Genomic DNA, 7,508 nt, shown 5'->3' on the forward strand with positions numbered 1-7,508 from the left:
GCGCACGCTCGAGCCCTGCCGCACCGCGGGGTGCGCGCGTGTCGCCCGCGTCACGGCGACCGCGTCGACGACGATGCGCTCGGCCACGGCACCCGCGATGCCGCTGCGCAGCGCGACGATGCGCTCTTCCGCGGCGGCATCCTGATAGTCCACGACGATGCGGTTGAGGCGGTCGCTCACGCTCATCGACAGGCGGGTCGTGCCCACGTTGTCGTAGGGGTTCATCGACGCGATCACCCGGAAGGTCGGCTTCGCGACCACGCCGCCGACGCGCGGCACCTCGATCGCTCGGTCGGCCATGGCGGTGAGCAGGGTGTTGAGGGTGTCCTCCGGCGCGCGGTTGAACTCCTCGATGTAGAGGAACCCGCCCTGCTCCATCGCCTCGACGAGGGGACCGGCGACGAAGTTGTCGGCGCTGTAGTCCTCGCGCAGCACGCGGGCGGGGTTGTGGTGGCCGATCAGCTTCGCCGGCGTCAGGTCGCCGTTGCCCTCGACGAACAGCAGCGGGATGCCCCACTCTGCGGTGATCGCCTTGAGCATGGTCGTCTTGCTGGTGCCCGGCGGCCCCTCGAGGATGAGGTCGCGGCCGGCGCCGACGGCCGCGAGGGCGAGCTCGAGCTCGTGCTCGCGGCCGACGACCCGCGCGAGGATGCGCTCGCGCAGCGCCGCGCGGTCGCCCGGGTTCGTGACGTCGCCGTCGGTCATGCGGATGCCTCCTCTGCGGCCCCTCGTTCCTAGTACTGCGTCATGCCGCCGTCGACGGCGAGGGCGTGCCCGGTGACCCACGTCGACTCGTCCGAGGCGAGCCAGAGCACGGCGTTCGAGATCTCGCGCGGCGGCATCATGCCGGGAATCCACTGCGTCAGCATCCCGAAGAGGTCCGGGTTCTCCTTCTGCCCGCGCTCGAAGCCGTTGTCGGGCAGGCCGAAGATGCCGTTCGCCATCGGGGTGTCGACGCCGCCGGGGTGCACCGAGTTCACGCGCACGTGGTCCTTCGCGAGCTCCATCGCGAGCGACTTGGTGAGCCCCGTGACGCCGAACTTCGCCATGTTGTAGGCGAGGTTCCACGGGCCTGCCTTGAGCCCGTTGGCCGAGCTCGTCAGGATGATCGAGCCGCCCCCGCCGTCGATGAGATGCTGCACGCCGGCTGCCACGGTGTTCCACACGCCGATCAGATTGATGTCGATCGTGGTGCGGATGATCTCCGGCGTCATGTCGTGCCAGGGGCCGACGATGTCGATGCCGGCGTTGCCCGCGATGATGTCGAGCCGGCCGAGCTCGCCGACCCCCTTGTCGACGAAGGCCTTCAGACCGTCGAGGTCGCGGACGTCGACCGCCTCCGCGACGATGCGCCGATCGAGCGCCTCGACCTGGCGCACCGTCTCGGCCAGATCATCGGGCGTAGCCGTGGGGTACGGCACGTTCTCGACCTGCGCCGCGATGTCGACCGCGATGATGTCCGCGCCCTCCTCGGCGAGCCGGAGAGCATGCGCCCGCCCCTGCCCGCGTGCCGCCCCGGTGATGAAGGCGACCTTGCCTTCGACCCGTCCTGCCATTGCTGATTCCTTTCGTGGATGCCTGAGTCGGGTCACTTGATCGTGTAGCCCGCGTCGACCTTGAGCTCGGTGCCCGTGACGTAGCGCGCCTCGTCGGAGGCGAGGAACAGCACGGCGTTCGAGATGTCGACCGGCTCGACCCAGGGGATGGGCAGCGCGTTGGTGGACTCGAACACCGCGGCCGCCTGTTCCTTCGTCGGGTGCTCGACGTCTGGCAGGAAGAGCTTGAACGCCGCCTCGTTGAGGATCATGTCCGTCGCGACTCCCGTCGGGTGCACCGTGTTGACGCGGATCCGATAGGGCGCGAGCTCGAGCGCCAGCGTGCGCATGATGCCCACGACCGCGTGCTTGCTCGCCGTGTAGGCGGCGACGTTGGGCGTGCCCTTGAGGCCCGCCGTCGAGCTCGTCAAGATCATCGAGCCGCCCGTGCCCTGCTCGATGAGGTGGGGGATGACCGCCTTGGCGGTGTGCCACACGCCCGTCTGGTTGATGTCGATGACGTCCTGCCAGTCGGACTCGCTCACCTCGTGCGTCTTGTCGCCGAAGGCGAAGACGCCGGCGTTGGCTGCGACGACGTCCACGTGACCGAGCTCGGCCACGCCCTCGTCGAGCGCCGCCTTCAGCTCGTCGAAGTCGCGCACGTCGGCCTTGCGCGCGACGACCCGCCGGTCGAGCGCCTCGATCTGCCGCACGGTCTCGTCGAGGTCGGCTTGCGTCGACCCCGCGTAGTACCTCTCGATGCTCGGGATGCCCTCGCAGATGTCGACCGCGATGATGTCGGCGCCCTCCTGGGCGAGGCGCAGCGCGTGGCTGCGCCCCTGCCCACGGGCGGCGCCGGTGACGAAGGCGACCTTGCCCTCTACCCGTCCTGTCATGTCCGCCGCCCTTCTACTTGAGCAGTTGGCCGGCGTCGACGCGGACTTCGAGTCCCGTCACATAGCGGGACTCGTCGGACGCCAGCCACAGCACGGCGTTCGAGATGTCGACCGGCTCCACCCACGGGATCGGCAGCACGTTCAGCGTCTGGAACCGCGGTGCGAGCGCCTCCTTGGTGCGCTGCTCGGGTGTCAGGTCCGGAGCGAACAGCTCGTACGTCGCCGAGTTCTGGATCATGTCGGTGTTGACGCTCGTGGGGTGCACCGAGTTGACGCGGATGTTGAACGGCGCGAGCTCGAGGGCTGCCGTCTTCATCACGCCGACGACGCCGTGCTTCGCCGCGACGTAGTGCCCGATGTTCGGGATGGCGAGGAGCCCCGCGGTCGAGCTGGTGAGGATCATCGAGCCGCCGCCGTTCGCCTTGAGGTGGGGGATCGCGGCCTTCACCGTGTGCCACACACCCGTCAGGTTCACGGCGAGCATGTCGCTCCACTGCTCCTCGGTGAGCTCGTCGAGCGTCCCGAAACTGAAGATGCCGGCATTGGCCGACACGATGTCGAGCTTGCCGAGTTGGGCGACGCCGGCGTCGAGCGCACCCTTGAGCGCGTCGAAGTCGCGCACATCGGCCTGCGTGGCGACGATCCGGCGGTCGAGCGCCTCGACCTGCCGCACCGTCTCGTCGAGGTCGGCCGGTGTCGACATGGCGTAGGGCACCGTGTCGATCTGGCCGGTGAGGTCGACGGCGATGATGTCGGCGCCCTCCTGCGCGAGGCGAAGGGCGTGGCTGCGGCCCTGGCCGCGAGCCGCTCCGGTGACGAAGGCGACTTTGCCTTCGACTCTTCCAGGCATGCTGGTTCCTTCTTTCTTTGTCTTCAGATCAGGTAGTTGCCGCCGTCGACGGGCAGCGGCACCCCGGTGACGAACCGTGCCTCGTCGGAGGCGAGCCACAGCACCGCATTCGAGATGTCGACCGGCTCGACCCACGGGATCGGCAGCGCGATCACGGCCTGCGACGCCGCGGCGAACTCCTCTTTGGTCGACCCCTGTTTGCCGGTGAACAGGTCGTAGGTCGCCGAGTTCTGGATCATGTCCGTGTCCACCTGCGTCGGGTGGATGCTGTTCACGCGGATCGACAGCGGCGCCAGCTCGATGGCGAGGGTCCGCATCAGCCCGACCACCCCGTGCTTGGCAGACACGTAGTGGGCGATGTTGCCGTAGCCGCGGATGCCCGCCTCAGAGCTCGTCAGGATGATCGAGCCGCCCCGGCCGCCCGCTTTGATGTGCGGCAGCCCGGCCTTCACGGTGTGCCACACGCCGGTGAGGTTGGTGTCGATCATGTTCTGCCACATGTCCTCGTCGAGCTCGTCGGTCGGCGCCATCTGCGTGGAGATGCCCGCGTTGGCCGAGATGATGTCGAGCCGGCCGAGCTGGGCGACGCCGTCGTCGACCGCTTTCTTGAGCCCGCCGAAGTCGCGGACATCCGCTTTGCTCGCCACGATGCGGCGGTCGAGCGCCTCGACCTGACGGACGGTCTCGGCGAGGTCCGCCTCCGTCGCGCCGTGATACGGCGCCCCCGGGATGTCCTCGAGCAGATCGACCGCGATGATGTCGGCGCCCTCCTGCGCGAGCCGCAGCGCGTGGCTGCGCCCCTGACCGCGAGCGGCTCCGGTGATGAACGCGACCTTGCCCTCGACCCTTCCTGCCATGAGCGACCCCCTTACCTCTTGTTGACGAAGCCGGCGTCGACGGGAAGTGTGACGCCGGTGACATAGCGCGCGGCGTCCGAGACGAGCCACACGATCGCGTTCGAGATGTCGACGGGCTCGACGAGCTCGACCGGCAGCGCGTTGGCCATCGCCTGGCCCATCGCCGGGTCGGCCTGCAGGAACTGCTGCATGACCTCGTTGACGACCATCGGGGTGTTGACGCCCGTCGGGTGCACGGTGTTCACACGGATCGAATAGGGCGCGAGGTAGTTGGCGTAGGCCCGCATCAGGCCGACCACGCCGTGCTTCGCCGCGGTGTAGCCGATGCCGCCCGGCGTGTTCCCGCCGATGCCGGTGAGCCCCGCCGTCGAGCTGGTCAGCACGATCGCGCCGCCCGTGCCGCGCTCGATCATCGACGGGGCGGCGACCTCGACCGTGTGGTACACGCCGGTCAGGTTCACGGCGATGACGTCGGTCCACTCCTGGTACTGCGGCGTGAGCGACATCGGCGCGATGCCGGCATTGGCGGCGACGATGTCGACGGGGCCGAGTTCGGCGACGCCGGCGTCGAACGCCGCCTGCAGGGCGTCCTTGTCGCGGACGTCCGCCTGCCTCGTGAAGATGCGGCGGTCGAGCGCCTCGACCTGCCGCGCCGTCTCGGCCAGGTCGTCGGGCGTCGACATCGGGTACGGCACGGTGTCGATCTGTGCCGCGATGTCGATGGCGATGATGTCCGCCCCCTCCTGCGCGAGGCGGACGGCGTGGCTGCGGCCCTGGCCGCGAGCGGCGCCGGTGACGAAGGCGACTTTGCCCTCGAGAACTCCCATGGTGTTCTACCTGCTTTCTTCTGTTTTCGAGCGCGACGAGCCACCCCGACGGCGTTGTCAGGGTGATCGGATGCGTCGCGCGGGTCTGTGGGGCGGAGCGGGTCCTACTGCGGGGTCTGCGGCGCGAGCCCGGCCAGCGGGTCGGCCTCGCAGGCGTTGACGGGCGGGCGCCCCAGGTCCTCGCGGCGCTTCAGGGTGAGGCGCACCGGCCCGAGGCCCTCGCGGGGCCGGGGCGGCGTGGTGCGGTGCGAGTGGTCGGCCGACGGCTTCGGGGCGAGCCCCTCCTTCGCCTTGGCGTTCTTCAGCAGCTCCTCGCCGTAGCCCTGCACGCACTCGGGGTCTGGCCCGTCGAGCGGCAGCCCGGTGAAGAACTTCGCGGCCATGCATCCGCCTTTGCACGTGTCGAAGAACTGGCACGACGTGCACGCGCCGCCCGACTGCGGCTGGCGCAGACGCAGGAACAGCTCGGACTCGCGCCACACCTTCTGGAAGCCGCCCGGCATGCGGACGTTGCCGGCGAGGAACTCGTCATGGATCGCGAACGGGCAGGCGTACACGTCGCCGATCGGGTCGATCAGGCACACGACCCGGCCCGCGCCGCACAGGTTGAGCCCGGGAAGCGCCTCGCCGTAGGCCGAGAGGTGGAAGAACGAGTCGCCCGTGAGCACGCCGTCGCCGTGGGCGACGAGCCAGTCGTAGAGCTGCTTCTGCTGCTCGGGCCGCGGGTGCAGCTCGTCCCAGGTGTCGGCACCCCGGCCGGAGGGCCGCAGCCGGGTGAGGCGCAGCTGCGCGCCGTAGCGGTCGGCGATCGCCTTGAACTCGTCGAGCTGCGGGATGTTGTAGCGGGTGCACACGACCGAGAGCTTGAAGTTCTTCATGCCCGCGGCCTGCAGGTTCGCCATGGCGGTGATCGCCGTCTCGTACGAGCCGGGCCCGCGCACATAGTCGTTGACCTCGGCCGTCGCGCCGTCGAGCGAGATCTGGATGTCGAGGTAGTCGTTCGCGGCCAGCTGCCGCGCCCGCTCTGGGGTGAGCTTCACGCCGTTCGTCGAGAACTTCACCCCGACGTGGTGGCTCGTCGCGTAGTCCACGATGTCCCAGAAGTCGCTGCGCACCGTCGGCTCGCCGCCGCCGATGTTGACGTAGAAGACCTGCATGCGCTCGAGCTCGTCGATGACCGCGAAGCACTCCTCGGTCGTGAGCTCGCGCGGGTCGCGCCGCCCCGAGCTCGACAGGCAGTGCACGCACGAGAGGTTGCATGCGTAGGTGAGCTCCCACGTGAGGCAGATCGGCGAGTCGAGGCCGTACTCGAACAGGTCGACGAGGCGCTGCGGCTTCGCCGGAGCCTCGGCCCTGACATCCGTCATCGTCATGCCGCCACCTCGCTGCTGTCCTGCTCGCTGCTGTCCTGCTCGACCAGCATCTGCGCCACGCGCAGCGTCTCGAGCGCGCGACGGAACGTCGGGAGCTCGGCGTCTGTGACGCCCGCGTCATGGCAGGCGGCGCGTGCGGACGGCTGCTCGTCGAGGCTGCGCACGACCGCGAGCAGGCGCGGGTCCTTGAGGAACGACAGCTTCCGCGTGCCGAAGTGGTACAGCAGTGCGCCGAACGGCTCGGGGCGCACGGAGACCTGCGGGTGCAGGCGCCAGGCGCGGCTCAGGTCGAGGGGCGGGCGCGATTCAGTAGACACCGCACATGCCGTCGATCGAGACCTCTTCGACGAGAACGTCGGATTCGATGATGGCGTCGTCGGTGTTATCGGCGGCTACGGGCTTCTCAGTCATATCGATGCTGCTCCTGAGTTCGATCTTCGTTGATCGTGGGGATTCCTCCGCGATGGAGCACACGTTACGTGGCACTCGGTGCCACCGCAAGAGCTGTGGAGCAAGATGGTCACCATGACAGGGCAGACGGGCGCGCACGCGACGCGGCGCGCGACCACCGTCGCGCAGCTCAGCCACATCGGGCTGCAGCTGTTCATCGAGAACGGCTTCGACGAGACCACCGTCGACGAGATCGCGGCCGCCGCGGGCATCGGCCGGCGCACGTTCTTCCGCTATTTCGCCTCGAAGAACGATCTGCCGTGGGGCGACTTCGACGAGCTCGTCGAGCGGATGCGCGCCGACCTCGCCGCCGTGCCGGATTCCGAGCCGCTCTATGCGACGCTGACCCGGGCTGTGCTCGACTTCAACACCTATCCGGCATCCGAGCTCCAGTACCACCGCGAGCGAATGCAGCTGCTGATGACCGTCCCGTCGCTCGTCGCCCATTCGACGCTGCGCTACGAGTCGTGGCGCGAGGTGATCGCCGAGTTCGCCGCGCGCCGACTGGGGGAGCCCGTCGGCAGCCTGCGGCCACGCATGATCGGCTGGGTCTATCTCGCCGCATCCCTCGGTGCCTACGAGCAATGGCTGCACGACCCGGGAAGCGAGCTGCTCGAGGTTCTGAGGTCGGCTCTCGACATCCTGTCGGAGCGGCTGACCGCGTGACGGATGCCTCGGCCGAGCCCGCCGTCGACGTGATCGTCGTCGGTGGAGGCTCGG

Annotated in this window: 10 protein-coding genes; 1 reads left to right on the top strand and 9 read right to left on the bottom strand. The window is 69.0% G+C overall.

Annotation, left to right across the window (positions count from 1 at the left end):
* From ACM2XV_RS10385 to mftA, 9 genes are all read right to left on the bottom strand, one after another.
* Positions 1-705: AAA family ATPase (locus ACM2XV_RS10385; protein ID WP_487026878.1), on the bottom strand; the 705-nt coding region annotated here is incomplete at its 3' end.
* A gap of 29 nt (positions 706-734) precedes the next feature.
* Entirely contained in the window at positions 735-1,556 is an 822-nt protein-coding gene (locus ACM2XV_RS10390) for a mycofactocin-coupled SDR family oxidoreductase (protein WP_487026879.1), read from the bottom strand.
* 32 nt (positions 1,557-1,588) lie between these two features.
* On the bottom strand, positions 1,589-2,431 hold the full coding sequence (locus ACM2XV_RS10395) for a mycofactocin-coupled SDR family oxidoreductase (protein ID WP_344776086.1): 843 nt from the start codon (positions 2,429-2,431) through the stop codon (positions 1,589-1,591).
* A gap of 13 nt (positions 2,432-2,444) precedes the next feature.
* Complete coding sequence (locus ACM2XV_RS10400) at positions 2,445-3,281, bottom strand: mycofactocin-coupled SDR family oxidoreductase (protein WP_344776084.1); 837 nt, start codon at positions 3,279-3,281, stop codon at positions 2,445-2,447.
* 23 nt (positions 3,282-3,304) lie between these two features.
* Positions 3,305-4,138 carry a mycofactocin-coupled SDR family oxidoreductase gene (locus ACM2XV_RS10405; RefSeq protein ID WP_487026880.1) on the bottom strand — a complete coding sequence of 278 codons (834 nt, stop codon included), beginning with the start codon at positions 4,136-4,138 and terminating at the stop codon, positions 3,305-3,307.
* 11 nt (positions 4,139-4,149) lie between these two features.
* On the bottom strand, positions 4,150-4,965 hold the full coding sequence (locus ACM2XV_RS10410) for a mycofactocin-coupled SDR family oxidoreductase (protein ID WP_487026881.1): 816 nt from the start codon (positions 4,963-4,965) through the stop codon (positions 4,150-4,152).
* Positions 4,966-5,069: 104 nt separating this feature from the next.
* Complete coding sequence (gene mftC, locus ACM2XV_RS10415) at positions 5,070-6,338, bottom strand: mycofactocin radical SAM maturase (protein WP_487026882.1); 1,269 nt, start codon at positions 6,336-6,338, stop codon at positions 5,070-5,072.
* Complete coding sequence (gene mftB / locus ACM2XV_RS10420; protein WP_344776074.1) at positions 6,335-6,655, bottom strand: mycofactocin biosynthesis chaperone MftB; 321 nt, start codon at positions 6,653-6,655, stop codon at positions 6,335-6,337. The genes mftC and mftB overlap by 4 nt, the downstream gene beginning before the upstream one ends.
* Positions 6,645-6,749, bottom strand: a complete 105-nt coding sequence (gene mftA / locus ACM2XV_RS10425) for a mycofactocin precursor MftA (protein ID WP_344776072.1) — start codon at positions 6,747-6,749, stop codon at positions 6,645-6,647. The genes mftB and mftA overlap by 11 nt, the downstream gene beginning before the upstream one ends.
* 114 nt (positions 6,750-6,863) lie before the next feature.
* On the opposite strand from mftA, the gene mftR reads away from it, so the two are divergent.
* A complete protein-coding gene (gene mftR, locus ACM2XV_RS10430; RefSeq protein ID WP_344776070.1) occupies positions 6,864-7,454 on the top strand; it encodes a mycofactocin system transcriptional regulator in 591 nt (196 codons plus the stop codon).
* Positions 7,455-7,508 lie beyond the last annotated feature (54 nt).

The sequence above is a fragment of the Gryllotalpicola sp. CP2-P1 genome (genome assembly GCF_057512245.1).

Bases quoted from the DNA above. Each gene is read 5' to 3' on its own strand.
- ACM2XV_RS10390 (WP_487026879.1), bottom strand. From the start codon at position 1,556: ATGGCAGGACGGGTCGAAGGCAAGGTCGCCTTCATCACCGGGGCGGCA.
- ACM2XV_RS10395 (WP_344776086.1), bottom strand. From the start codon at position 2,431: ATGACAGGACGGGTAGAGGGCAAGGTCGCCTTCGTCACCGGCGCCGCC.
- ACM2XV_RS10400 (WP_344776084.1), bottom strand. From the start codon at position 3,281: ATGCCTGGAAGAGTCGAAGGCAAAGTCGCCTTCGTCACCGGAGCGGCT.
- ACM2XV_RS10405 (WP_487026880.1), bottom strand. From the start codon at position 4,138: ATGGCAGGAAGGGTCGAGGGCAAGGTCGCGTTCATCACCGGAGCCGCT.
- ACM2XV_RS10410 (WP_487026881.1), bottom strand. From the start codon at position 4,965: ATGGGAGTTCTCGAGGGCAAAGTCGCCTTCGTCACCGGCGCCGCTCGC.
- mftC (WP_487026882.1), bottom strand. From the start codon at position 6,338: ATGACGATGACGGATGTCAGGGCCGAGGCTCCGGCGAAGCCGCAGCGC.
- mftA (WP_344776072.1), bottom strand. From the start codon at position 6,749: ATGACTGAGAAGCCCGTAGCCGCCGATAACACCGACGACGCCATCATC.
- mftR (WP_344776070.1), top strand. From the start codon at position 6,864: ATGACAGGGCAGACGGGCGCGCACGCGACGCGGCGCGCGACCACCGTC.